This is a genomic window from Streptomyces sp. NBC_01454, from assembly GCF_036227565.1.
GTDB lineage: Bacteria > Actinomycetota > Actinomycetes > Streptomycetales > Streptomycetaceae > Streptomyces.
Genome location: NZ_CP109460.1, coordinates 1,580,492 through 1,602,769 on the forward strand (window position 1 = coordinate 1,580,492; position 22,278 = coordinate 1,602,769).

At 70.2% G+C, this 22,278-nt stretch carries 22 protein-coding genes and 3 pseudogenes; 10 read left to right on the top strand and 15 right to left on the bottom strand.

All coding sequences use genetic code 11. The features are described 5' to 3' along the window. Positions 1–33 precede the first annotated feature (33 nt). The 3 genes and pseudogenes from OIU81_RS06770 to OIU81_RS42270 all read left to right on the top strand — a co-directional run. Positions 34–2,685, top strand: a complete 2,652-nt coding sequence (locus OIU81_RS06770) for a hypothetical protein (RefSeq protein WP_329144865.1) — start codon at positions 34–36, stop codon at positions 2,683–2,685. A gap of 66 nt (positions 2,686–2,751) precedes the next feature. Further along, the gene (locus OIU81_RS06775; RefSeq protein WP_329144867.1) at positions 2,752–2,976 is read left to right on the top strand and encodes a hypothetical protein; all 225 of its coding nucleotides are present in this window, start codon (positions 2,752–2,754) and stop codon (positions 2,974–2,976) included. Between the two features lie 326 nt (positions 2,977–3,302). Next, positions 3,303–3,494: pseudogene (locus tag OIU81_RS42270) on the top strand (helix-turn-helix transcriptional regulator); the annotation flags it as partial. A 143-nt stretch (positions 3,495–3,637) separates the two neighbouring features. On the opposite strand, the pseudogene OIU81_RS42275 reads toward OIU81_RS42270, so the two are convergent. Next, positions 3,638–3,700 (bottom strand): annotated as a pseudogene (locus OIU81_RS42275) (3-oxoadipate enol-lactone hydrolase); the annotation flags it as partial. A gap of 376 nt (positions 3,701–4,076) precedes the next feature. Beyond that, a complete protein-coding gene (locus OIU81_RS06780) occupies positions 4,077–4,613 on the bottom strand; it encodes a DUF2231 domain-containing protein (protein ID WP_329144869.1) in 537 nt (178 codons plus the stop codon). A gap of 356 nt (positions 4,614–4,969) precedes the next feature. On the opposite strand from OIU81_RS06780, the gene OIU81_RS06785 reads away from it, so the two are divergent. The 3 genes from OIU81_RS06785 to OIU81_RS06795 all read left to right on the top strand — a co-directional run bounded on the left by OIU81_RS06785 (position 4,970) and on the right by OIU81_RS06795 (position 7,654). Next, positions 4,970–5,683 carry a hypothetical protein gene (locus OIU81_RS06785; RefSeq protein ID WP_329144871.1) on the top strand — a complete coding sequence of 238 codons (714 nt, stop codon included), beginning with the start codon at positions 4,970–4,972 and terminating at the stop codon, positions 5,681–5,683. Positions 5,684–5,853: 170 nt separating this feature from the next. Continuing rightward, positions 5,854–6,987 carry an LPXTG cell wall anchor domain-containing protein gene (locus OIU81_RS06790; RefSeq protein ID WP_329144872.1) on the top strand — a complete coding sequence of 378 codons (1,134 nt, stop codon included), beginning with the start codon at positions 5,854–5,856 and terminating at the stop codon, positions 6,985–6,987. Between the two features lie 70 nt (positions 6,988–7,057). Continuing rightward, positions 7,058–7,654 (top strand): hypothetical protein, encoded by a 597-nt coding sequence (locus OIU81_RS06795; RefSeq protein WP_329144874.1) that lies wholly within the window; start codon positions 7,058–7,060, stop codon positions 7,652–7,654. 68 nt (positions 7,655–7,722) lie between these two features. Here OIU81_RS06795 and OIU81_RS06800 read toward each other — a convergent pair whose 3' ends face one another. The 9 genes from OIU81_RS06800 to OIU81_RS06840 all read right to left on the bottom strand — a co-directional run bounded on the left by OIU81_RS06800 (position 7,723) and on the right by OIU81_RS06840 (position 16,980). Continuing rightward, positions 7,723–9,168: an oxygenase MpaB family protein gene (locus tag OIU81_RS06800; RefSeq protein ID WP_329144876.1), complete on the bottom strand. Its 1,446-nt coding sequence runs from the start codon at positions 9,166–9,168 to the stop codon at positions 7,723–7,725. A gap of 248 nt (positions 9,169–9,416) precedes the next feature. After that, a complete protein-coding gene (locus OIU81_RS06805) occupies positions 9,417–9,788 on the bottom strand; it encodes a hypothetical protein (protein ID WP_329144878.1) in 372 nt (123 codons plus the stop codon). Positions 9,789–10,062: 274 nt separating this feature from the next. Then, positions 10,063–10,638: a hypothetical protein gene (locus OIU81_RS06810; protein WP_329144880.1), complete on the bottom strand. Its 576-nt coding sequence runs from the start codon at positions 10,636–10,638 to the stop codon at positions 10,063–10,065. After that, entirely contained in the window at positions 10,635–11,756 is a 1,122-nt protein-coding gene (locus OIU81_RS06815) for an ROK family glucokinase (protein ID WP_329144882.1), read from the bottom strand. Before OIU81_RS06815 ends, OIU81_RS06810 begins: the two co-directional genes overlap by 4 nt. 199 nt (positions 11,757–11,955) lie before the next feature. Beyond that, complete coding sequence (locus OIU81_RS06820; RefSeq protein WP_189097711.1) at positions 11,956–12,765, bottom strand: ATP-binding cassette domain-containing protein; 810 nt, start codon at positions 12,763–12,765, stop codon at positions 11,956–11,958. Next, complete coding sequence (locus tag OIU81_RS06825) at positions 12,762–13,817, bottom strand: ABC transporter permease (protein ID WP_329144887.1); 1,056 nt, start codon at positions 13,815–13,817, stop codon at positions 12,762–12,764. The genes OIU81_RS06820 and OIU81_RS06825 overlap by 4 nt, the downstream gene beginning before the upstream one ends. Next, complete coding sequence (locus tag OIU81_RS06830; protein WP_443073938.1) at positions 13,814–14,827, bottom strand: sugar ABC transporter substrate-binding protein; 1,014 nt, start codon at positions 14,825–14,827, stop codon at positions 13,814–13,816. The genes OIU81_RS06825 and OIU81_RS06830 overlap by 4 nt, the downstream gene beginning before the upstream one ends. A gap of 196 nt (positions 14,828–15,023) precedes the next feature. After that, positions 15,024–16,028: a substrate-binding domain-containing protein gene (locus OIU81_RS06835; RefSeq protein WP_329144889.1), complete on the bottom strand. Its 1,005-nt coding sequence runs from the start codon at positions 16,026–16,028 to the stop codon at positions 15,024–15,026. Between the two features lie 232 nt (positions 16,029–16,260). Beyond that, complete coding sequence (locus OIU81_RS06840) at positions 16,261–16,980, bottom strand: GntR family transcriptional regulator (RefSeq protein WP_329154936.1); 720 nt, start codon at positions 16,978–16,980, stop codon at positions 16,261–16,263. 260 nt (positions 16,981–17,240) lie between these two features. Here OIU81_RS06840 and OIU81_RS06845 point away from each other — a divergent pair. After that, a pseudogene (locus OIU81_RS06845) lies at positions 17,241–17,396 on the top strand (VOC family protein); the annotation flags it as partial. Positions 17,397–17,474: 78 nt separating this feature from the next. Here OIU81_RS06845 and OIU81_RS06850 read toward each other — a convergent pair. The 4 genes from OIU81_RS06850 to OIU81_RS06865 all read right to left on the bottom strand — a co-directional run bounded on the left by OIU81_RS06850 (position 17,475) and on the right by OIU81_RS06865 (position 20,533). Further along, complete coding sequence (locus tag OIU81_RS06850; RefSeq protein WP_329144891.1) at positions 17,475–17,954, bottom strand: PaaI family thioesterase; 480 nt, start codon at positions 17,952–17,954, stop codon at positions 17,475–17,477. Between the two features lie 72 nt (positions 17,955–18,026). Further along, complete coding sequence (locus OIU81_RS06855) at positions 18,027–18,857, bottom strand: transporter substrate-binding domain-containing protein (protein WP_329144893.1); 831 nt, start codon at positions 18,855–18,857, stop codon at positions 18,027–18,029. Between the two features lie 142 nt (positions 18,858–18,999). Further along, positions 19,000–19,668, bottom strand: a complete 669-nt coding sequence (locus tag OIU81_RS06860; protein WP_329144895.1) for a bifunctional 4-hydroxy-2-oxoglutarate aldolase/2-dehydro-3-deoxy-phosphogluconate aldolase — start codon at positions 19,666–19,668, stop codon at positions 19,000–19,002. A gap of 412 nt (positions 19,669–20,080) precedes the next feature. Next, the gene (locus OIU81_RS06865) at positions 20,081–20,533 is read right to left on the bottom strand and encodes a ribonuclease domain-containing protein (protein ID WP_329144898.1); all 453 of its coding nucleotides are present in this window, start codon (positions 20,531–20,533) and stop codon (positions 20,081–20,083) included. A 340-nt stretch (positions 20,534–20,873) separates the two neighbouring features. On the opposite strand from OIU81_RS06865, the gene OIU81_RS06870 reads away from it, so the two are divergent. From OIU81_RS06870 to OIU81_RS06880, 3 genes are all read left to right on the top strand, one after another. Next, positions 20,874–21,263, top strand: a complete 390-nt coding sequence (locus OIU81_RS06870) for a VOC family protein (RefSeq protein WP_329144900.1) — start codon at positions 20,874–20,876, stop codon at positions 21,261–21,263. A 139-nt stretch (positions 21,264–21,402) separates the two neighbouring features. Further along, complete coding sequence (locus OIU81_RS06875; RefSeq protein WP_329144902.1) at positions 21,403–22,029, top strand: helix-turn-helix domain-containing protein; 627 nt, start codon at positions 21,403–21,405, stop codon at positions 22,027–22,029. Between the two features lie 35 nt (positions 22,030–22,064). Further along, complete coding sequence (locus OIU81_RS06880) at positions 22,065–22,256, top strand: DUF6126 family protein (RefSeq protein WP_329144904.1); 192 nt, start codon at positions 22,065–22,067, stop codon at positions 22,254–22,256. Positions 22,257–22,278 lie beyond the last annotated feature (22 nt).

A 22,278-nucleotide genomic window follows, 5' to 3' on the forward strand; every position in this document is an offset into this window, starting at 1 on the left:
GGAAGCATGAGGGAGCACGGTCGGACTCGTCGCATGGAGCCGCTGGACTCGGCTTTGGCGCCTGCGCGCCGCCGCTTCGCGGAGCATCTGCGGGACGCCTACCAAAAGTCAGGGGGGGCGAACCTGCGCAACGTGGCGCACCGCGCCCAGACCAGCCCCGCGTCATTGTCACGGGCGCTCCGCGGCGAGCGGCTTCCCTCCGAGGCCCAAGTGCAGGCGCTCGCCAATGCCCTCGCCATGGGCGACGCCGATCGCGCCACGCTCGCCTTCCTACACCGGCAGGCCGTAAGTGAGGCGCGCGCACTGCGATCAACTCGACACCAGCTGTCCGTCACGGAACTGGCAAGCCGCCTGGCGGAACTCCGGCAGAAGGCAGGTGGCCTCAGCCTGCGGGAGATCTCCCACCGCCTGACCCTGATGGGCTCGCCCCTGGCGAAGTCCACCGTCGAGCGCACCTTCGCGGATCCTGATCGTTCATTGGTGCTCGCGCTCCAGGTGGCGACCGTTCTCATTGAGGCTCTGCCAGAGGACAAACGCGGTCCGGAGGCCGAGCGGATGTTCCGTACCGCCCTCGCCGCGGCCCCATCCCAGCCGGGCCTAGCCCTTGTAACGGCCCCGATGGGCTCGGGGAAGACCTTCTCAGCCTTGACGGCACTGCTTGACAGCCAGGCGGCGCCGTCGGAGGTGACGGCTGCTCTGGCCAGGCGGCTCGACCTCCCCGTCTCGGAGCTCACGGCCCTCGCGGAGGCCACAGCGACCCACCGCACCACGGGACCGGGCCGGCCCCTCAGCGAGTGGAGTCCAATCGAACTGGGGGTCCACCCCACAGCAGGTCGACCCCACGGAACCGGACGCAGCGCGAACGCCGAGCTGCCGCCGTACATCCCACGTACGCATGACCGGTTCCTGGATCAGGTCGTGCATGACGCTTCTGAGGGCCACAGTCAGATCCTGATCGTGGTGGGAGCCTCCGGCACGGGCAAGACACGGTCCTGCTGGGAGGCGATCCAGCCACTCGCCCGGCAAGAGTGGCGACTGTGGCACCCGTTCAATCCGACCCAGCCCGACGCGCTGCTGTACGGGATCGACCACGTCGAGCCGCGGACCGTGCTGTGGCTCAACGAGTCCCAGCACTATCTACTGCACCCCACTCTCGGCGAGAAGGTCGCCCAGGCACTGCGCCGCTTGCTCAGCAAGCCCGAGCGCGGGCCGGTCCTGGTCCTGGGGACTCTCTGGCCTGAATACCTGGGCCGGATGACAACTCCCGTCGTGTCCGGCTCGCCGCACGTACACGCACAGGCCCGAGAACTGCTCGTCGGACGAACGACCCTCATCCCGGAGACCTTCGACGCGGAAGCGCTGCGCTCCGCAGACGCAGTCACCGATCCGCTCCTGGCTGAAGCCGCCAGGTCGGGCGGCCGGATCACCCAGTACCTCGCGGGTGCTCACCAACTTGTCTACCGCTACGAGACGGCAACACCAGCCAGCAGAGCGGTACTTTCTGCGGCGATGGACGCCTGTCGTCTCGGCGTCACGGGCCCCCTCCCCCAGGCTTTCCTTATCGACGCCGCCGTCGACTACCTCAGCGAAACGGATTACGAGGTGCTCACCGACGACTGGGCGGAGCAGGCGTTCGCTGAGCTTGCCCGCCCCGTTGCCAGCGGCAGTGCCCCGTTGCGCCGAATCCGGCCTCGCCCGGCCGCTCGTCCCACCGCCCCAGGCACTGCCTCTGTGATGACGGCGGGTGCCTCGTACCGGCTTGCGGACTACTTCGAGGATTTCGGCCGTAGAACCCGTCAGGCTTTCTGCCCGCCAGCTTCCTTCTGGCACGCCGGCTACACACACCTCACCAGCCTCGAGGATCTCAATGCCCTCTCTGATGCAGCAAGCGATCGGTATCGGCTGCAGTGGGCCCACCATCTGATCCGTCGGGTCACTGAGGTCAGGGACAATCAGGGCCTGGCCAGCGTCATCGAGGGGCGGGAAGTCGCCGCAGACCCCGAGGTGGTCGAGCGTCTCGCAAGAGCGGCTGCCCGTACGGGCCAGACATCTGCTTTGCGGGCACTGGCTCAGATGCGAGAGGAGGCGGGAGACCGCCTGGGAGCCGAACGGCTCGCTCAGGAGGCCGCGCACCAGGGCGATGCTCTGGCGTTGGCCGAACTCGCATGGACGCGGGAGGAGGCAGGAGACCGCGAAGAAGCCGAACGGCTCGCTCAAGAAGCTGCTGCTGTCGGCGACACGTACGCCTTGCGGGAACTCGCCCGAATGCGGGAGACAGCTGGAGGCCCCTCCGATGCCCAAACCCTCTACCGCAGGGCCGCGGAGCTCGGCGACAGCCGCTCCCAGCTCCGCCTCTGTGAAATCGGTCAGGAGTCAGCTGAACTCTTTGCCCGTGCCGATACCACCGCTGGCGACACATTCGCCCTCATCCACTCCGCTCGAAGGCGCCAGGAGTCCGGAGACCGAGAGGAAGCCGAGACTCTGTACTGCCAGGCGGCCGATGCCGGCAACACATTCGCCTTGGCCGCACTCGCTCACATACGGGAAGAGGCAGGAGACCGGATGGGCGCCGAAGCCCTCTACCTCAAAGCGGCCGATGCCGGCCTCGCCTGGCTGGTCAATCCTGCGCAACGATGGCCAAACGGACTGGACCCCGACGGCGCTCCCACACCTCCCTGGCGATGATGGTGGGACACGGTCGGCGGCGATGTCACCGCAGCGGTAAAGCGATGCCCGGTCGACATCGGGCGCATGCACTCCGCAGGTGTGATCCGCGCCGTCCACGTCTGCAAGGAGGTCTTCGATGCGGGCGAAGGTGGTGCGGAACTCGGCGAGCAACTCCGACACGTCGGTGACGAAGCCGCCGCCCTTGTCGGGCTGCTGCGAAGCGGGGTCGACGACCGCGCGTTGGACCTCTTCGGCCAGGCCAATGTAGCCCACGACCACGCCGGAGGTCTTGACGAACCCGGTCGGTGACATCCAGGTGCGGTTCAGGCGGGATCGTCTGGAACAGGTTGTGGGCCTTCAGCGGCTTGTCCAGGTAAAGGACACCCTCGTTGGGGGCGTCGAACCCTGTCAACCTTCGATCGCCCGCCCCGCAGGTGCATGACTCGACCCCAATGGGCTTCCCGGAGAACGGCGCTATCGACGCCCTCACTACCGACGGCTCGATCCCGGGACACGATCGTGACGGTCTCTGGGCTTCGGGCACGCCCCCGCACTCGCTTGAAGTCACCTCCACGCTGATAGCCACCCGGCGCGGGAATAGTTGCCATGAAGTCTTCACTGGGTTCCCTACGAGTATGCGGAGGCGTCTGCTACCCGTTGAGCACACCAAGATCCGGGCGCTGCGCGAGCAGGCCAGGCTTACTCCGCAGAAGCTTGCTGATCTCATGGGAGTCACGTACCGCGTCGTCGTGTACTGGGAGGAGGGCAGGTATGTGCCTGAAGCCAGGAACGTGCGGCGACTCGCCGATGCTCTGGGCTGCGCCACCGCAGACCGGCGGGGCTTCTCGTCTCACGTGCTCTCACACGCGTCTCACGGACTGGGTGGACGCCCCCGGACTCAGGGCTCCGACATGACCTTGGGGACCATTCCCTGGTTCGGCTGGACGCCCCAAGACACGGGTTACGACCTGTGCCAGGTGGTACCGAGCGCGGCGCCCAGTACGAGGACGGGGGCGTCGTCAGGACCATCGATCCGGTGCTACGCCCAGGTCAGAGCCTCACTGTGGAGACTACGTAGACGATCGCGTGCCCGGCTCGTCATAGCTCACCATGACCCGCTCGTACGGATGCGGTGCCACGCTCGTGACCAGGACCAGGTGCCCTCCAGCCCGGAGAAGCGGCGTTGCAGGGTGCGCGCCGACATCTCACTCACGCGCTCCACGGTCTCAGCTCTCACAGCACCCCTGCGCCGCGCTCCTGCTCCGCCACCCGAGCGACCGGGCCGCCCGCCGCTCGCACCCGAGCGCCCGACGACGGGCCGGCCTCCGCCCTCGAACCGGATGGCAGGAGAGCGTGGCTGCACGGCTTCCGACGCCTGCGTGTCTGCCCCGGCGACGGAGCCGAGTGCGTCAGCCGTTGTCGCCCCTGTCGCCCGTGGCGGTCTTGGAGAAGCCGTCATGCCAGGCAGCCTTCGCCCCGGAGTCGCCGATCCGGTACACCTCCACGACGGCGCCCGATGCCACGCCCACGGCCAGTACCGCTGCCACGACGCGGAAGACCAGCACGGACCGGGAGGAGGCGGACCGGGTCCGTTCCCCGGGGGCGGCCTCCGCCGCGGCCGGCCCGCGGTTCGTCCACCAGATCACCGTCGCCAGCACGACCAGGCCCGCAGCCCAGGGGAGCATCCCGTCGCCGAGTTCGGTGTGCCTGCGTACCAGGGCGTTGCTGTCGACGTGCTTCTCCAGCCATTCCCCGGCCTGCGTGGCCAGAGGCACGCTCGCCAGCGTCACCAGGGCCAGCAGCGGCAGCACCATCCCCATGCGCCGGGCGGCACTGGGCCACATCGCGCCGACCACGACCGCCAGTGCGCTCAAGGGCACGAGCACGACGACGAAGTGGACGATCAGGACGTGTGTGGGCAGCCCGTTGACAACGTTGAGGCTCATCGAGGTGTTCCTCCAGAAAGCGACCGTGAGGCGTCGGGCTCGTGCGCGGTCTCTCCGCGCCGCCCAGTAGGACGCGTCAGCCTGACAGAGGAAGCTCTCAGCTTCCTCTGAACCCGCGTCCCACGAAGCCGAAGAGCCCCGGCGTTCATCGGCTCCTCGGTGTTGTGGGTCCCGACAGGCTTCCTGCTCGCTTCAGGCGGCGCGGCCCAGCAGGAGACGGAGACTGGACTCCTTCCCCCTCCTCACACCCGTGTTAGCCGGTTGTTAGCGGAGCGGCAGCTTCTCGATAGTGGCCCGGACCAGAGTGGGTGACCTACCGAGAAGACCACGACACCGACCGCCCCGGGGGACCTGACATGAGCTCCAGCACCACTGCCCGCACCGCCCGTCGCCGCACCCTGCGCATGGCCGCCACGGCCCTGACTGCGGCTGCCGGCCTCATCCTGATCGCCTGCTCCGGCGCGGACGCCGCCGACGCGAAGTCCGCGGGCCACACCGGCGCGAGCTCTGCCGCCGCCACGTCCACCGCCGCGGGCTGGTCCGGAATTCAGAGCTCTGAGGGCGCGGCGAGCCCCGATGCCACGATCGGCATCACGTCGGTCGCTGCGGGCAAGCAGTCGGACGGCGCGCGGTCCGCCAGGGCCAAGACGGGGTCCCCGGTCCGCACTCAGACCCTGGTGGACGGCAGCACGGCCAAGATCTACGACCTCGGCTCCCAGCGCTACCGCGCCGAGATCGTCAGCGACGGTTCGGTCGTGGCCACGATGGAGACGACGGGGCAGGACGCCGACGCCGGGCTCGATGCCAACGGCATGTACGTCGTGCTCACGAGGGGCGGCGAGGTCCACTCCTGGAGGGGCGGCGAGCACCAGGGGCCGGGCACTTTCACGCTCGCGGGCGGCTGGCAGGCCAAGGTCACGAAGGTCGGCGAGCTGCGGTACCGCGCGCAGATCACCGGCTTCGAGGGCGTGGCCGCCACGCTGGAGACGAAGGGGCACGACGTGGGGGTCGACGCCAACGGCGTGTACATCGTGCTCAGCGCCGGCGGTGTGATCAGCGCCCACAAGTGAAGACCCGCCCGGCTGCGGCGGTGCAGCCACCTCCGGCGGGTCAGCCCCACCGCCACGGAGACGGAAGCGTTCTGCGCACTCACGCACACCATGTGTCACCCACGGCCTGAACATGACGCACGTCAATCTGTGCCGCCCGGGCGGCACTTGGGCTACGAGAGGTCTGCCGGATGAAGATTCGTCGCGCCCTGACGGCCGCCGCAGCGGCTGCCGTGATAGCACCCGCCGCCGTACTGGCCGCGCCCGCCGCCGCGTTCGCAACGGAGCCGGTGTCCCAGGCCGGTCCCCGCACACCCGCCTCTCCCGATTCCCCCGATGCCGCACCACCGGCGGACCGGTTAGCGGATTCCGCAACGAGCGGCGGCGGAACGGGTAACTGGGACGAGCCGCGGCGCCCGGGCGAAGCCACTGCCGGTGGCTCGGCATCCCAGGACCGCGACGGGGCCGCCCGCCCCGCCCCGGGGAAGCCGCCGAAAGGCGCCGGGACCGCCGAAGGGACCACCAAGGGGATCACCGGCGCGGGTGGTGCCACCGGTGGACGCAAGGACGCCGGTGATTCCGATGGTGCGGGTCCGTCCTGCGCGTTCGAGTCCGACCAGTTGCACGTGGGCGTCCACGGGCTGCCGCGCCGGCTGACCGCGGGCGGCGCCTGGACCCCCTTCTCCATGACGCTCGCCAACACCACCGGCAAGCCCCTGGCGGAGGTCCAGCCCTTCCTGCTCGTGTCCTCCGCCGAAAATGTCGACCGGCCATACTGGGAGCTGGAGACCGAGTACCGCGACGCCAAGACGGGGCGGTGGAAGACCTTCCACGACGCGGAGCCCGAGGACCTGTTCGGCTTCTTCGCCGTCGGTCCGCGCAGCACCCTCACGCTCGAACTGCGCACCCGCGTGGTCAAGGGCGCCAAGCCCGGCGCCGGGTACGCGCTCGCCGCCGGCGACTACCGCAGCCGCGACGGCTCCTGTGGTTCGGCCAAGGAAGCCTGGTACGACTTCACCATCCTCCCCGTGGGCGCGAAGCCGACGCAGCCCCCGACCGCCAAGCCGGGTGAGCCGGGCAAGCCGGGCGGCGCGGCCGCGCCCGGCCAGAGCGCCGCGTCCGGCGGCGGTACGGGTGGTTCCGATTCCACCGGTGGCCTCAGCCCGCAGGGCGGCGGCCACCTCGCCGCGACCGGCTCCTCGTCCGCGCTCCCGGCGATCGCTCTCATCGGCGGAGCCGCGATGGTGGTCGGCGCGGGTGCGGTCATCGGCGTGCGCCGCCGGAAGGGCGTGGCCGGTCCGGACACCACGGACGTCACCGGGTAAGCCCAACCATTCCTCCAAGAATCTGACAACCCAGGAATCCACAGCCTCAGAACTCAGGAAAGAGAACTTCATGAAACTGCGCCGCGCCCTGTCGGTCTCGGCCGCGACGGCCGCCCTGCTCCCCTTGGCGGTGGCCGCCGCGCCCGCCGCCCAGGCGGCACCTGCCGCGGAAATCCCGAAGTGCTCCGACGTCAGCAACGGGCAATACCCCAACAACAGCTTCGTGGGCCGCACCTTCGGCATACCCAAGTCGATCGCTCTCGGCACTCACTGGACGACCTACACCGCCACGCTCACCAACGCCTCGGCGAAGGAGCTGAAGTCGTTCCAACTCAGCGCCACGTTAGGCAGCTACGTCTACAACGAGGGCGAGCGAGACCTGAGCCCGTACGGCGATCTGCAGTACTGGGACACCTCGCAGCGCGCCTGGAAGACGCTGCGCCAGGCCGATGGAAACGCCCGCGGCACCCTCCCCGGCCCGAAGACACTGAAGCCCCGCGAGTCCGTCCACGTGCAGCTGCGGTTCAGAGTCGGTAAAGACCTGCCCCTGGACCACCCGTACGACGCGTTCACCGGCCTCACCGGCACCTTCGTCGACCGCTACCACGACACGGACTGCACGGCCGACGGCGACGCCGTCGGCGGTTTCTCCCCCCGCAAGGGCTGAAACCTGCGGGGGCTGCCGCCGTCGCGACCCGACGGCGGCAGCCCCCGGCTCCTCGCCCGCACCGGCCGCTATGGGCGTCCGAGGAGTTGGCTGCCGGCCGTGTTGTCGGTGCGGGCGGTGAAGTAGTCGGTGAAGGCCTGGACGAATTCGTCTTCGGTGATGCGGCCGTCTCCATCGTGGTCGAGCTGGCGGAAGCCGTGGCTGAGTTCGGCGGGGTGGACCCGGGAGCCGCCGAAGATCGTGCGGTACTCATCGGCACACAGGTGTCCGCTGCCGTCGGAGTCCGCAGCGTGGAAGATCGCCCGCACCGCGAGAAGCAACCCCTGCTCGAGATAGCCCGGCCCGGCGTCGATCCCGGTGAGCATGGCGGTGACGAACTCCTCGCAGGTCACCTGTCCGTCGTCGTCAGCGTCCATGCCGGTCCGCAGGTGCTGCCACCAGGCCTCGAAGGCGGCATAGACGCGGGCTTCGCGCTCAGGGGTGAGTTCGAGCGGCCAGCACACGTTGTGCGCCATGGCCTGTAGATCGGCCGAGCTGATGCGGCCGTCGCCGGTCTGGTCGAGGACCTGGCCGAAGAAGGTCCGCAGACGCGCCGGGCGGGAATCGGCACCCTTGCGGCGGCGTGGTGCGGGCAGCCGGACGGGGCTTGCCTCCGGCGGGGAAGGACGGTCGGTGGAGGCGGTGGAAGGCTGCGAAGTCGAGGAGTTGCCCGCCGGTGGGGTGCGGTAGCGGCGGTGCTCGGGCAGCGCATTCATCAGCACGCGCAGGCCACGGTGCAGGATGAAGGACAGCAGGGCCGCGCGACGGGTGCGGGGCAAGTGGAAGCGCTCGCGGAAGGCTTCCGGCAGGTCCGCGACGGTCAGCGCACCGATCACGTGGGCGGCCACCGTGCGCACGAGCGGCCAGGCCGGCTTCAGGCGACCGAGGCGGCGGGGTGCGGGTGCTTCACGGAGCATGTCGAAGAGCAGGTAGCGCACGGGTTCGCTGTATTCGAGGCGCTCGCGGATCGTGCGGTCCATGTACGCGGGCACGTCCGCGGCCGTGGGCGGGAACAGGTCGTCACAGAGGCCGAACTCGGCACACACCGCACGGAATTCTCCGTACATCTGCTCCAGTTCAGGCGGCGTCAGCGGACGTCCGGACAGTTCCCGCATCGCCGTCATGCACTCGTACAGGGTGACCAGTACCCACACCCGCACCGCCGGGTCCGACGCCGTGAACTGCCTGCCCTGCTCGTCGGTCCCGGTCAGACGGCGGTGCGTGCGCTCCAGACGGGCAACCTCACGGCGTAGCCCTTCACGGTCGGAGAAGAACAGCCGCTTCCCGCTGTCCATGGTGTGCTCGACACGCCGCCACGGGTGCGCGCGGTAGGTGGAGAAGGCGGCCATACCGGCGGCGACCGCCGGATCCGCGGTCTGCAGCACCAGCAGCCGCCACGCCACCAACCCGATCCGCCACTCCCCCAAGGTGCGGCGCAGCAGCGAATCAGGACCAGGAAGATCAGCGGTAGCCAAGGGGACGTCTCCTCAAGCACGTGTACAGGAAAATGAGCAGGGGACACCCGAAGAGCGATCATCCGGCTATCCTCCCGGCCCAACGGTCCTACCGGAATCCGGGAGCGGCCGGATCCCCGGATTCACCCATCCGAGACACGCCGCAGGGCCGCGGAAACGGGCGATTCAGAGGTCCCGCGGATCCACGGCATCGAGACCGCCCCCGTCATCCGCACCGTCAAGCGCCACCCACCATGCACCGCCTCGGCTCACGGTGGGAGCAGCCTCCTGGAGCACCCGCCCCCCACCCCGTCGACCTCTTGAACGCCGCCGCCCGCCTGTTCGGCGGCTCCATCGCCACGACGCCGCTGGGCGGCCAGTGCAGGGGAGTTCACCGCACTGACCGAGCGCTCGCCTGTGTCCACCGTCCGCTTCGACTTCGCGCTCGACATGGCCAGGCCCAAGGGCCGGGCCGTACTGCTGCTGATCCCGCCCTCCTGGAGCAACTGGACTCGGGAGAGCCCCTGTTCCAGCGTGCCGAACTCCAGCGCAGCCCACTGCGCCGCCTCGTCACCGCGCTGCTCCTGGCCCAGCCGCACTCGCACACCGGCGAGTTGCGAGACGGCCCGCAAACTGGCCACCCGCGCTCCTTGCGCGCGACTCTCGCTCATCGAGGCCCACCTCGCCGAGCGCATCACCCTCGGCGACATCGCCAAAGCCGCCGGCTGCGCCCCGCGGACCATCAGCTCCGCATTCCGCGACCGGCTCGGCCTGTCACCCATGTCCTACGTACGCAGCCTGCGGCTGGACCGGATCCGTCGGGACATCCTCACCACCACCTGCCCGCGTGTTCGGACGGCCTCGCCATCACGGACCGGTACCCCACCGGTGTGGGATCTTCCGCCCCGGAAGGGGTCAGAACTTCACGGTCGAAACCGTGTAGACGACCGGGTGCCCGGGCTCGTCATAACTGACCATGATCCGCTGCGAGGGGCGTGGTGCCCGGTCCGCGGTGGTGATGCCCGCCCACGGCAGGTCGTCGTCGAATGCCCAGCCGACCTTCGACGCCTGTCCCGGCGGGATGGTGTGCTGCTCCTTCTTGAGCGCGGCGGTGCTGGTGCCGATGGCGTTGAGGTAGTGCTCCAGCCCCCACTCGTTGGTCCGGAACTGGACGAACAGCGAGCTGGTCTGCCAGGAGTTGGTCTCGTAGTAGTAGACCGGGGTGGAGCCGATCGGGACCGGGACGTTGTAGATCCGCTGCTGGACCTTGGAGGGGAAGGCGTTGGTCAGGCCGGTGGCGGCGGCCTCCGACTCCTTGCCCTCGCCGCTGTTGCGGCTCTGCTCGGCGGAGATGACGATGTAGCCGGCCGGGATCGCGATCAGCAGAAAGACGATCAGTGCCATCAGCACGGGGCGCCGGCGCTTGACGCGGGGCGGCTGCTGGGCGGGGGGCGGGTCGTCGTGCAGGGGGTGCAGGTCGGTGTCGGTCATCGGCGGCCGGTCCGTTCGTAGCGCTCGTACCGCTCGACACGGCGGCGGTTGGCGCGCCGGAAGCGGCGGGCCACCAGCCGGGCCAGGTCGGCGGCGCCGACCATGCCGGCCTCGGGTCCCAACTGGGCCTTGGCGATGGTGGCTTCGGGTCGGTAGCCACGGCCGGTGAGTTGGCGCCGGAAGGCGTCCCTGGCCGGGCCGATCAGCAGGTCGTCGGCGGCGCTGACGCCCCCGCCGATGACGAAGCAGGAGGGGTCGAGGGCGGCGGCGAGGTTGGCGATGCCGACGCCGAGCCACTGGCCGATCTCCTGGAGGAGCTCGACGCACATCGCGTCGCCCTCCCGGGCCAGCTCGGTGATCAGCGGCCCGGTGATGTCGCCGACCTGCCCGCCGACCCGCTCGATGATGTTGTACGCGACCGGGGAGTCGGCGGCGGCCAGCTCGCGGGCCTCGCGCACCAGGGCGTTGCCGGAGCTGTACTGCTCCCAGCAGCCGCGGTTGCCGCACGGGCAGCGGTGGCCGCCGGGGACGACCTGCATATGGCCGAATTCACCGGCCACGCCGTACTTGCCGCGCTTGACCGCGCCGTCCTCCAGGATCGCGCCGCCGATGCCCGTCCCGAGCGTGATCATGACGAGGTGGTCCTCGCCGCGTCCGGCGCCGAAGCGCCACTCCGCCCAGGCGGCGGTGTTGGCGTCGTTGTCGACCATGACCGGCACCGCGAGGCGGCCGGCGAGCCGGTCCCGCAGCGGTTCGTTGCGCCAGTTCAGATGCGGGGCGAAGAGGACCTTGCTGCGGTCCGCGTCGACCCAGCCGGCGGCGCCGATGCCGACCGCGTGGACGTCGTGCCGGTCGGAGAGGTCCAGCACCAGCTCGGTGATGGTGTCCTCGACGACCTTGGGGCTCTTGGACTTGTCGGGCGTCTCGGTGCGCACCCGTTCCAGGATGGTGCCGTCGGCGTCGACCACGCCCGCCATGACCTTGGTGCCGCCGATGTCGATGCCGACGGTGGGCACCCGGGGGGCGGTCAGATGCGAGCGCCGCTCGCGGGTGCCGACCGTGCGCAGCACGGTGGCGCGGGCGGATCCGCGGTGTACCCGGTCGCGGTACATGCTCATCGACCCACCTCTTCGCCGTCGCGGCGGCTGTGTGCGCGCAAGAGTCGTCTCGTCCCTGCGGGTCTCGGGAGGCCGGGGCCTCGATGTGCTGGTTCGCTGCGATTGTGCATCACCGGCGGCGTCCGGCGCATCGCGACGGACAGTGATGCGCCCCGCACAGCTCGGAGGCCGTGCGGGGCGTGGCATCTCCCACGGGTGCTCAGTCGGGCCGGTGGCCTCCTGGGAATTCCGGCGTCGCGGTGCGGGCCAGCTCGTGGCTGAGCTGTTCCAGCTCGCTGCCGCCCGCCATCTGGCGGGTCAGCTCCTCCAGGGTGATCTCCGATTTGGCGTGGCTGCCGGCCATCGTGCCGCGCTTGAGGAGCACGAAACGGTCGCCGACGAGGTAGGCGTGGTGCGGGTTGTGGGTGATCAACACCACGCCGAGCCCGGCGTCCCGCGCGGCCGCGACGTACTTGAGGACGACGCCGGACTGCTTGACGCCGAGCGCCGCCGTCGGCTCGTCCAGCACGAGGACCTTCGCGCCGAAGTACACGGCCCGGGCGATGGCGACGCACTGCCGCTCGCCACCGGAGAGGGTGCCGATGGGCTGGTCGACGTCGCGCAGGTCGATGCCCATCCGCAGCAGTTCGCTGCGGGTGGTCTCGCGCATCGTGCGGACGTCGAGCCGCTTGAAGGGGCCCACGCCGGTGGTCGGCTCGGAGCCGAGGAAGAAGTTCCGCCACACCGGCATGAGGGGAACCACGGCGAGGTCCTGGTAGACGGTGGCGATACCGCGGTCCAGGGCCTCGCGCGGGGAGGACAGGGTGGTCTCCTCGCCGTCGATGGTGAAGGAGCCCGCGTCGTGCCGGTGCAGCCCTGCGATGATCTTGATGAGGGTGGACTTGCCGGCGCCGTTGTCGCCGAGCACACAGGAGATCTCCCCCGCGTGCACCTCCAGGGACACCCCCTCCAGAGCCCGGACGTTGCCGTAGTACTTGCTGACGTCGGCCAGCTCGACCAGCGCTGTCATGCCTTTTCCTCCGCCCGCTTGCGGACCCATGCGTTCAGGAGTGTGGCGAGCAGCAGCATCGCGCCGAGGAAGAACTTGTACCAGTCCGGGTTCCACTGCGCGTAGACGATGCCCTTGCTCGCCATGCCGAAGATGAAGGCGCCGACGGCCGCGCCGATCGCCGAACCGAAGCCGCCGGTCATCAGACAGCCGCCGACCGCCGCCGCGATGATGTAGAGGAATTCGTTGCCCACGCCGTCGCCGGACTGGATCGCGTCGTACGAGAACAGCAGGTGCTGGCCGGAGACCCAGGCGGCGAACGCGACGCCCATGTACAGGCCGATCTTGGTCTTGGTGACCGGGACGCCCACCGCCCGCGCGGCATCGGCGTTGCCGCCCACCGCGAAGATCCAGTTGCCGACGCGGGTGCGCAGCAGGATCCAGGTGGCGACGGCGACCAGCGCGAGCCACCACAGGATGGTGATCTGGATGTCGACGCTGCCCAGCGTCAGATGCGAGGCGAAGACCGTGCGGGCCGAGTCGAAGCCCTCCATGTCGGCGATGGACTTCGTCGAGACGGTGCCGTCGATCAGCTTGGTGAAGCCGAGGTTGAGGCCGGTCAGCATGAAGAAGGTGCCGAGCGTGATGATGAAGCTGGGCAGCTTCGTCCGGGTCAGCAGCAGGCCGTTGAACGCCCCGATGGCGAGGGTGACCAGCAGCGACACCCCGACGCCCACCCAGGTGTTGGCGGTCATCTGGTAGCTGAACATCGAGGAGATCAGCGCCGAGCTGACGACCATGACACCGGCCGACAGATCGAACTCCCCGCCGATCATCAGCAGCGCCACCGGCACGGCCATGATGCCGATCGTCGAGGACGCGTAGAGCACCGTGGAGAGGCTGGAGGCCTGCAGGAACGGTTCGGCGACGATCGAGAAGAAGACGAAGACGGCGGCGGCACCGACGACCGAGCCCAGTTCGGGGCGGCCCATCAGCCGGCGTGCCAGGGAGCGGTGCAGCAGCCGTTCGTCGCCCTTGGCGGGCTGCGCCGGGGAGGTCTCGGTCCGGCTCATCGCGTCCCCCGCTTCGTGTAGTCCTGCAGTGCGGCGGCGTCCTTCTTGGTGATCACCTGGGGTCCGGTGAGCACCGGCTTGCCGCCGCCGAGGACGTCGGCGTTGTACTTGTAGAGCCACAGCAGGTCGACGGCCTCGTAACCCTGGAGGTAGGGCTGCTGGTCGACGGCGAAGCCGAGGGAGCCGTCCTTGAGCCCGGTCGCGACCTGGGCGTTGAGGTCGAAGGTGTCGATCTCGGCCTTGCTGCCGGCCTGCTCCTTGGCCTTGACGGCGGTGTCGGCGAACGGGGCGCCCAGGGTGACGACGGCGTCGATGCCCCGGTCCGCCTGGAGCTTGGACTCGATGGAGGACTGCACATCGGGCATGTTGGTGCCCTCGACGTACAGCTTCTGCAGATCGCCCTTGAAGGTCTTCTTGGCGCCGTCGCAGCGCTGCTCGTGGCCGACGTTGCCCTGCTCGTGCAGCACGCACAGGGCCTTCTTGCGGCCGCGCTTGTTCAGCTCCTCGCCGACCGCCTCACCGGCGACGGTCTCGTCCTGGCCGATGTGGCTGAGCGCGCCGAACGCCTTGGACTCCTCGGCGCCGGAGTTCACCGTGATCACCGGGATGCCGGCCTTCTCGGCCTTGGCGACCACGTCCTTCATGGCGTTGGGCTTGGCCAGCGAGACGATCAGCCCGTCGACCTTCTGATCGATGTAGGACTGCACCAGCTCGCTCTGCCGCTGGGCCTCCTTGTCGTGCCCGTAGAGGAACTTGATGTTGTCCTTGGCGGCGGCCTGCTGGGCACCGTTCTGCACGATGTCCCAGAAGGTGTCGCCGTCTCCCGAGTGGGTGACCATCGCAAACGTCCACCGGGGGGTGTTGACCGCGGCCTTGCCGCCGGCGGCCTGAGCTGCGCGCTCGTCCTCGGCGCGCTTGCCTCCGGTGCTGCTGCACCCCGCCAGGGAGGCGCCGAGCACCGCCGCCAGCACGGCGCTGACGACGCGTCCCCTTCTTCGAACCCGTGCCACGAGGACTCGCCCTTCCCGCAGATGCTGCCGTGTCGGCCGCGTTGGTTGTATTCGCTGTCCGGATTGCCCGGTCCGTACCGGTGTGACGTCGTGCGACGGCACCGGTCGGGCCGGATCAACCGGCCAAGTATCCGTTACCGGTGATCTGTCCCGGTTCATGGGGTGGTCCCCTCCTCGCCGGGGCCTCGCCGGGGCCTCACCGGGTGCCCCGCCCGGTGTATTCGGTGAGCTTCGGTACGTCCTTCGCGGTGACCAGGGCGGGGCCGGTGAGCACCGGCTTGCCGCCGCCGAGCACATCGGCGTTGGTCCGGTGCAGCCACAGCAGGTCCACGGCTTCGTAGCCCTGGAGGTAGGGCTGCTGATCGACGGCGAAGGTGACGTCCTTGGCCTTGAGCAGCTTGACGACGGCGGAGTTCAGATCGAAGGTCGCGATCTGCGCGGAGCTGCCCGCCTGCTCCTTGGCCTTGACCGAGATCGCCGCCATCGGCGCACCGAGCGTGACGATCGCATCGAGGGCCTTGTCGGACTGCAGCTTCGCCTCGACCGAGGACTGCGAGGCCGGCGCGTTGGTGCCGTCGACATCGAGGTTCTCGACCGTCCCGTGGAACGCCTTGCGGACACCGGCGCAGCGGTCCTCCAGGGACACATTGCCCTGCTCGTGCACGACGCACAGGACCTTCTTGGCGTGCCGCCGGTTCAGTTCGTCACCGACCGCGCGGCCGGCCACCGACTCGTCCTGGCCGATGTGTGTCAGCGCCCCGTACGCCCGGGAGAACTCACCGCCGGAGTTGATGGTGACGACGGGTATGCCGTGCGCCACGGCCTTGCGGACGGCCGCCTGGACGGCCTCCGGCTTGGCGAGGGTGACGATCAGCCCGTCCACCTTCTGGTCGATGTACGACTGGATCAGGGCGGCCTGCTGGGCGCCCTCCTTGTCGTGGGCGTACAGGAACTTCACATGGTCCTTGGCGGCCGCCCGCTCCGCGCCGTTCTGCACGATGTCCCAGAAGGTGTCGCCGTCGCCGGAGTGGCTGACCATCCCGATCGTCATGTGCGGGCCGCCCTTGCCGGCTCCGCCGCCGCCGTCCTGGGCGCCGGCGCCGCATCCGGTGGCCAGCGCGAGGGTGGTCAGTAAGGCGGCGGCCCTGCGCACCGTGCTGCCGCGGACAGTGCGGGGGCTCGCCGAACGCACGCCGTTCATCGTGGGACCGCCTTTTCTCCCGGCCGCCGGAATGCGGTTGGAGGAGTTTGTAACGGCGCGCACGGAGCCACGTCAATACTTTGTCAGAACATTCTGACGAGGAGGGCTGCCGGTGGCCTGACAGCGTGGGGCATCACGGGCGATATCGCCCGGCCGACGGCCCGTGGAACGAGGCGTGAAGCCGGACAGCACCCCTCCGGCACACCCGCCGTGGGGCCCTCCCGCCCACCGCTCAGGGACGGACCAGCAGCTGGAATTCGAAGGCGTAACGGGACGCGCGGTAGACATGCGAGCCGAACTCGACCGCGCGCCCGGTGTCGTCGAACGTCGTCCGCTGCATGGTGAGCAGCGGGGCGCCCTCGGGCTCGTCGAGCCGGGCACCCTCCTCCGCGGTCGCGGCACGGGCGCCGACGGCCTGGCGGGCGCTGTGCAGGGTGATGCCGGCCGACCGCATCAGGCGGTACAGGCCGGTCTCCTCCAGCGCGGCGGTCTCCAGCGGGAGCAGCCCCGCGGGCAGGTGGTTGCGCAGATGCGCGACGGGCTCACCGTGCGTCAGCCGCAGCCGCTCGACCAGCGCGACCTCCGCGCCCTCGGCGATCCCCAGCGCGGCGGCGACCTCGGCATCGGCCTCGGTGGTGGTGTTGAGCAGCACCCGGGTGGCCGGCTTCTGTCCGGCCGCCTCCAGGTCGTCGTAGAGGCTGCTCAGCTCCAGCGGGCGTTTGACCTGGCTGTGGACGACCTGGGTGCCGATGCCGCGGCGGCGCACCAGCAGGCCCTTGTCGACCAGCGACTGGATCGCCTGCCGGACCGTCGGCCGGGACAGCCCGAGCCGGCCGGCCAGCTCGATCTCGTTGCCGAGCAGACTGCCGGGGGCCAGCTTGCCGTGCTCGATCGCGGCCTCCAGCTGCTGGGACAGCTGGAAATACAACGGGACCGGACTGCTCCGGTCCACGCTGAACTGGACGGTACTCCCGGCGCCCAGGGCGTCTTCACTCTCGCGTTTCCCCACGCTCGCGAGCGTATCCGTCCGGGCAGATGACGGGAAGTCCGGAGGTCACATTGTCCGGACAAGGGCGGGTGGGAGCCGTGCGGGCGGGGGCCCGGCGGCGGGTGCGGGCGGTGCGGGCCGCCGCGCGGCAGAATCCGGTCGGCACCCCCGCTGCCGCCCCCGGGGCCCGGCAGCGGCCCGTCCCGCCCCGAAGGAGCGCACCGGTGTCCGTACGCCGCGTCGTCCCCGACCTCCAGTGCGACGCCCTGGAGGAGAACCGCACGTTCTACGGCCTGCTGGGGTTCGAGGAGGTGATGAACCACGGCTGGGTGATGACCCTGGCCTCCCCCGCCCAGCCCACGGCCCAGCTCACCTTCCTCGGGCACAGGGCGCCGGCCGGTGACAGCGGCGCCGGCGGCTGACCGCTCGCGGGCCGGCCGGGTCCACCCGGGCTCCGCTCAGCCGGCCCGGTCGTCCTGGCCCGCGCCCGCGCCGTCCGCGGGACCGTTGAGCGGCAGCACCGTCCCCTGCGCCACCGCGCACACGCGCTCCGCGCCCGAGGCGTCGATCACCGTCAGCTCGCAGCGGCACACCGCCTGCCGGCGCCCGGCGTGGACGACCTCGGCGCGGGCCCGCAACGTGCGGCCCCGCGCCGGACGCACGTACTGGAGGGTGAAGCCGCCGGTGACCACGGCCGGGCCCAGGGCCGTGGCCGCGGCGAAGGTGAGGGCGTTGTCGGCGGCGTACGACAGCACGCCGCCGTGCACGAACCCGTGCTGCTGGAGGAGTTCCTCGCGGATGTCGATCTCCAGTGTCGCGCCGCCGTCCCCGAACCCGGTGATCCGCGCCCGCACCAGCCTGCTGAACGGCTGGGCGTCCAGCCCCTGTTGCGCCGCCGCCAGATCGAGCGCCGCACTCCCCTGCTCCGTACCGGCCATCCCGGTTCCCGCCTCTCGTCCGCGCCGCGTCATCCCGTGATCCCGTCGTCGCGTCGTCCCGTCATCAACTCGTCAATTCGTCATCCATGCGGCCTCGTACTTCCGGTACGTCCCGTCATGGGTGGCCAGGTGCACCCACTGGTCCACATAGGCCTTGAACTCGTTGTCGCCGCGGGGCAGGGCATAGGCCTTTTCGGAGAAGGTGAAGGGCTTGTCCGGGTGGAGCGAGCAGAGTTCGGGGTGGATCCTGGCCTGGTAGCGGGTCTCACTGGCGTCGGTCATCATCACGTCCGCCCGTCCCGCGATGATCTCGTCGAAGATCGTGGTGTTGTCCCGATGGACCGTGAGGGCGGCGTGCTGGAGATGGGAGCGGGCGAATTCCTCGTTCGTCCCACCGGGGTTGACGATGACCCGGGTGCCGGGCCGGTCGATCTGCCGCAGGGTGGCGTACTTGTCCTTGTCCTTGCAGCGCACCAGGGGCGTCTTGCCGTCGGTGCGGGTCGGTGCGCTGAAGTAGACGGAGCGGGCGCGCGCGAGGGTGACGGAGACCCCGCCCATGGCGATGTCGCAGCGGCCGGCCGACAGGTCGCCGACGAGCCGTGCCCAGGTGGTGGCCACATAACGCGGCCTGGCGTCGAGGCTCTTGGCGAGATCCCGGGCCATGTCGATGTCCACACCGCGGTAGCTGCCCGTCCTGGGGTCGCGGTAACTGAAGGGCCGATAGTCGCCGGTGGTGCAGACCCGCAGCACCCCGCGCCGCGGGACGGCGTCGAGGGCCGAGGTCTTCCCGGCGGCCGGGGAGGCGGTGTCCCCGCCCCTCGCGGGAGCGCCCGAGGCCGCCGGGGCGGTGGCGCTGACGGCGAGCAGGCAGGCGAGGGCGGAGAGGATGGCGGCGCGCTTCATCAGGGCTCCTGGGACTGCGGTACGCGGCGGCGTGCGCACTCGGTCGAAGCTCTCAGCGTGGCAGAGCCGTGGTGCCGGTGCACCCCTTGAGCGGCCGGTGGAACGGCCACGGGGGCCCGGGCGGCGGCGAACCGAGGGGACTTCAGTCCTCGTAGAGCTCCGCGCTGCCCCTCGTCGTCGGACGACCGGGGGCGGCCTCGTCGAGACGGACGAGGAGGTCGGCGGCGCGCTTGGCGACGGTGTCCCGGTCCCCCTCGGAGAGGGCCGCGCCCATCCCGACGGCGACCGCGCCCGCGGCGATCCACTCCGGCGCGCTGTCGACCGTCACCCCGCCCGTCGGCAGCACCGGCACCTGCGGCAGCGCGGCCCGGACCTCCGTCAGCCAGGACGGATCGTGCGCCGAGGCGGGGAACAGCTTGACCGCGTCCGCGCCGAGTTCGAGGGCGCGGACCATCTCGGTCGGCGTCGAGACGCCGGGGAAGACCGGCACGCCATAGCGGTGGCCGGTGCTGATGACCTCGGCGTCCAGGCTGGGCGACACCAGGTAGCGGGCGCCCGCGTCGACCGCCATCCGCGCCGAGACGCCGTCAAGGACCGTGCCCGCGCCGATGACCGCGTCGTCACCGAGCTCGCGGGAGAGCGTGGTGACCGCCTCCAGCGCGAACGGGGTGGTCAGAGATATCTCCAGGCTGGTGATGCCGGCGGACAGCAGGGTGTCGGCGGTGGCGCTCGCCTCGTCATAGGTCCTGCTGCGGACGATGGCGAAAACGCGCTGCGCCAGTGCGGCCCGGGTGATCTCCCAGCGATACACGGCAGTTCGCCGTCCTTCCTTGTCTCCGACACTGCATGCCGTCCGGCACCTGGCCCACGACGGACAGGGCACGTTCCGGGACGTGTCCCGGCAGCTGACCACAGAGGGTCTATTTCCGCCGATGCCCGCCCACTCCTCGTTTCTGCCGAAACGCTACCGGGAACCACTGACAATCCTCTCTCGGGGGTGCGCCCCGTGCGCCCCTTCTGTCGAGAATGGGGACAAGAGGCAGGTCGCAGGGGGCGCACAGCACGGCGGCGGCCGGGGTGCGTATGCACCCCGGCCGCCGCGGGCTCCGGGCAACGGGCCCGGCGGACCCGTTACTCGCGTTGTGGTGTGGTGTCGGCGTTTCTGCCGTGTGGTGTGGTGCCGCTCTGCCGTACGTCCGTTCCGGCCTACCGGCCCACCGGCCTCAGCAGCTGCGGTCGACGAGCTCGAACGTCGAGTAGTGGTCGGCGGTGTAGTAGTCCTCGTCCTTCTTCTCGCCGGCCACGATGCGGCGCGCACCGCGGTCGGGCGAGCCCGGCGTGACGACGGTGTACTCGTGGTAGTAGTCGCCGGCGCTCTGGTCCGGGAGGACATGCTCCCGGTTGTCGAAGACCGTGCCGTCCTTCGGATAGGGGTAGGGCCCGCCCTTCGCGATCAGGTCGAGGGTGTCATGGGCCTGCGAGGGCAGCTTGGAGTAGCAGACCTTGCCGATGTCCGCGGCGTGCGCGGCCGTTGCGTGCGCCGTCGTGGCGTACGAGGTGGCCGCGTGCGTCGTGGCGACGGCAGGGGTGGCGGCGACCGCGGTCCCGCCGATGAGAAGGGCCGAAGCGAGGGCGCCTGCGGCGCCGATCCTGGTGATCCGTGGGGGGATTCTCATACCTCTCAGGATGACGCGCGTAGACATGATCCTGTCAATCCCAAACAGCGGAAGTTTTCCGGGAGTTCACACGGTCAGCGCAATTGAAGCGAATGCGATGCGGCGTCAGAAGCCCTTTCGGAAAGCCCTTTTCGCTCTCGGGAAACAGGCGCCTCGCCGACCGCCCGCCCAGGCCAGGGCAGAGCCGGGCGGGCCGTCACGAGCCGTCCCGACGTCAGAAGAACGGCAGCCCTGCTGGTTTCGGGTTGAATTCAGGGGTTGAACAAGATCGGCCCGGGTGCGGTGTGCCGCGGGCCGGGCCGGACCGGGCCGGTTCGGCTCACATCACTGGAGGTTGCCCATGCGGGTCAAGGACTTCGATCACCTCGTGCTCGCGGTGCAGGACGTGGAGCGCGCGCTGGCGTTCTACTGCGGGCCGCTCGGACTGGAGCCGGTCCGGGTGGACGAGTGGCGGGCCGGCGACGCCCCGTTCCCGTCGGTACGGATCAGCCCGAGCACGATCATCGATCTGGTGGTCGGCAACGCAGGCGGCGGGTCCAACGTCGACCACATCTGCCTGGTCGTCGAGCCGCTGGACTGGCAGGAGGTCATCGACTCGGGACGGTTCACCGTGCTGGAGGGTCCGGTCGGCCGGTACGGGGCACGGGGCGTGGCGCAGTCGATCTACGTCGAGGACCCGGACGGAAACACGGTCGAGCTGCGCTGGTACCCGCAGGACGCCGGGCGGTGAGACCGGCCGGGCCGCGGGACGGTGAGCCCGTCCGGGGCCCTCCGGCAGCCACCCGACGAGAGGACGAGGCGGCGACGGCAGCTTTTGCCTGAGAGGCAAATCTTTTGCCCCGGAGGCGAGAGCTCGTTATACCGGGGACATGACCGAGCTCCCCGACGAGCCCTCCGGCACTCCTCCGGAGGAGCTGTCCACCGTCGCACCGCGCCTGCGTGACCTGCGGCGACGCAGTGGACTCACGCTGGAGACCGCGGCCCCGCTGGTGGGTCTGTCGCCCGCGCACCTGTCGCGGCTGGAGACCGGCCGGCGGCAGCCGTCGCTGCCGATGCTGCTGGCGCTGGCGCGCACCTACGGCACGACGGTATCCGACCTGCTCGGCGAGACCGCACCGGAGCGGGACCCGATCGTGCGGGCCGGGCGCACCGAACCGTCGCAGGCCGGCGGCTGGACGTACTGGACCGTGGGCGGCGCCGGGCGGGCGATGCAGGCACTGCGGGTGCATGTGCCGCAGCGGGCACAGGGCGAGCTGGTGCGGGTGCATCCGGGCGAGGAGTGGCTCTACGTCCTCGACGGGCGGCTGCGGCTGACGCTCGGTGCGGCGGTGCATGTGCTGGATCCGGGGGACGCGGCGCACTTCGACTCGCTGACCCCGCACCGGATCGCCGCCGCCTCGCAGAGCGGGGTGGAGCTGCTGTTCGTCCACACCCTGCTGCAGAGCGGCGCCGCCGAACTCTGCCTCGGTGACGACGCGCGGCGCCGCGGGCTGTGAGCCCCGGCGTCGCTCCTGACGGAAGGACCGGATTCGTGAGGCCTGATCAGACCGCCCCTGCCACTCCCCCGTCGGCGGAGCAACCGCCCGAGGCGGCGGCCGGCCGGACCTACGTCGAGAACAAGCCACCCCGCGGGCTGTATGTGCGGGTGTTCATCTACGTGGTCGCGACACATGTGCTGCTGGCGTTCATGAGTCTCCTGGTGGTCATCGCCAAAACACGGTGACGCGCTGACGGGTGACGCAGTG

Bases quoted from the DNA above. Each gene is read 5' to 3' on its own strand.
- OIU81_RS06780 (WP_329144869.1), bottom strand. From the start codon at position 4,613: ATGAGCCTCAACGTTGTCAACGGGCTGCCCACACACGTCCTGATCGTC.
- OIU81_RS06825 (WP_329144887.1), bottom strand. From the start codon at position 13,817: ATGAGCCGGACCGAGACCTCCCCGGCGCAGCCCGCCAAGGGCGACGAA.
- OIU81_RS06865 (WP_329144898.1), bottom strand. From the start codon at position 20,533: ATGAGAATCCCCCCACGGATCACCAGGATCGGCGCCGCAGGCGCCCTC.
- OIU81_RS06770 (WP_329144865.1), top strand. From the start codon at position 34: ATGGAGCCGCTGGACTCGGCTTTGGCGCCTGCGCGCCGCCGCTTCGCG.
- OIU81_RS06875 (WP_329144902.1), top strand. From the start codon at position 21,403: ATGACCGAGCTCCCCGACGAGCCCTCCGGCACTCCTCCGGAGGAGCTG.
- OIU81_RS06835 (WP_329144889.1), bottom strand. From the start codon at position 16,028: ATGAACGGCGTGCGTTCGGCGAGCCCCCGCACTGTCCGCGGCAGCACG.
- OIU81_RS06775 (WP_329144867.1), top strand. From the start codon at position 2,752: ATGCACTCCGCAGGTGTGATCCGCGCCGTCCACGTCTGCAAGGAGGTC.
- OIU81_RS06850 (WP_329144891.1), bottom strand. From the start codon at position 17,954: ATGGCCGGTACGGAGCAGGGGAGTGCGGCGCTCGATCTGGCGGCGGCG.
- OIU81_RS06870 (WP_329144900.1), top strand. From the start codon at position 20,874: ATGCGGGTCAAGGACTTCGATCACCTCGTGCTCGCGGTGCAGGACGTG.
- OIU81_RS06785 (WP_329144871.1), top strand. From the start codon at position 4,970: ATGAGCTCCAGCACCACTGCCCGCACCGCCCGTCGCCGCACCCTGCGC.
- OIU81_RS06810 (WP_329144880.1), bottom strand. From the start codon at position 10,638: ATGACCGACACCGACCTGCACCCCCTGCACGACGACCCGCCCCCCGCC.
- OIU81_RS06795 (WP_329144874.1), top strand. From the start codon at position 7,058: ATGAAACTGCGCCGCGCCCTGTCGGTCTCGGCCGCGACGGCCGCCCTG.
- OIU81_RS06855 (WP_329144893.1), bottom strand. From the start codon at position 18,857: ATGAAGCGCGCCGCCATCCTCTCCGCCCTCGCCTGCCTGCTCGCCGTC.
- OIU81_RS06815 (WP_329144882.1), bottom strand. From the start codon at position 11,756: ATGAGCATGTACCGCGACCGGGTACACCGCGGATCCGCCCGCGCCACC.
- OIU81_RS06790 (WP_329144872.1), top strand. From the start codon at position 5,854: ATGAAGATTCGTCGCGCCCTGACGGCCGCCGCAGCGGCTGCCGTGATA.
- OIU81_RS06820 (WP_189097711.1), bottom strand. From the start codon at position 12,765: ATGACAGCGCTGGTCGAGCTGGCCGACGTCAGCAAGTACTACGGCAAC.